Source organism: Aeromonas piscicola (assembly GCF_000820005.1).
In the GTDB taxonomy this organism is placed as follows: domain Bacteria; phylum Pseudomonadota; class Gammaproteobacteria; order Enterobacterales; family Aeromonadaceae; genus Aeromonas; species Aeromonas piscicola.
Genome location: NZ_CDBL01000051.1, coordinates 5,358 through 6,425, shown reverse-complemented (window position 1 = coordinate 6,425; position 1,068 = coordinate 5,358). Strand labels below are relative to the sequence as shown.

1 protein-coding gene and 1 pseudogene are annotated in these 1,068 nt (G+C 60.7%); both read right to left on the bottom strand.

Annotation, left to right across the window (positions count from 1 at the left end):
* On the bottom strand, positions 1 to 800 hold an 800-nt coding region (gene rluB / locus BN1128_RS10635; protein WP_209428556.1), incomplete at its 3' end, for a 23S rRNA pseudouridine(2605) synthase RluB.
* A gap of 142 nt (positions 801 to 942) precedes the next feature.
* Positions 943 to 1,068: pseudogene (locus tag BN1128_RS26215) on the bottom strand (SMC-Scp complex subunit ScpB); the annotation flags it as partial.

Here is a 1,068-nt window from a genome sequence, read left to right as displayed (position 1 = left end):
GCGGCCTGCTTGTGACGGGTGCTCTTGCCATCCTGCTGCAGATCAACCTTGGATTCGGTCTCCGGCGGCATGTTGACCAGACCGCGCAGGTAGTTCACTTCCGGCAGTTTCAGCTCCTGCCAGCCACCACGGGGGATGCCGCGATCCAGGGTGACGTCGCCGTAGCGCACCCGCATCAGACGGCTCACCTGCACTTCCTGGGATTCCCACAGGCGGCGCACTTCACGGTTGCGACCCTCGGTCAGGGTGACGTTGAACCACTGGTTCAGACCTTCACCGCCGGCCGGTTTGATCTTGTTGAACTTGGCCATGCCATCTTCCAGCTGCACACCCTTGCGCAAACGTTGCAGCATGGCTTCGGTGATCTCGCCGAACACACGCACCGCGTATTCACGCTCCACTTCGTGGCTCGGGTGCATCAGGCGGTTGGCCAGCTCACCGTCCGTGGTGAACAGCAGCAAACCGGAGGTGTTGACGTCGAGACGGCCTACCGCGATCCAGCGGGCGCTCTCCAGCTTGGGCAGACGATCGAACACGGTGGGACGACCTTCCGGATCGTGACGGGTACACATCTCCCCTTCGGGCTTGTGATACGCCAGCACGCGGCAGATCATCTCTTCCTCGGCACGGGTCTTGACCGTATGGCCATCGACACGGATCACGGCGTTTACTTCGACGCGATCTCCCAGTGTGGCGACCTTGCCATCCACACTGACCCGACCTGCGGTGATCAGGGCCTCCATCTCACGACGGGAGCCGTGACCCGCGCGGGCCAACACTTTTTGCAGTTTTTCACTCATCGGGGTTACCTGATTGTTGATCGCTGCCCGCCAGCATAACGGGCAACGTTGACTACTGTGCCAGATCCCGTCAGGGCAATCCGGCACCACTTTAATCATTAAGAGACCTGGCCCACGCCTTGGCAAATGCCAACAACATGGATCAGGTTTCACGGCCCTCAGCCGGCATAACGGCCAGGGGGGTTTGCAGTTCAGGATCCAGCTCGGGGAGCTGATCCAGGCTCTGCAGATTGAAATAATCCAGAAACTCCCGGGTGGTGGCGAGCAG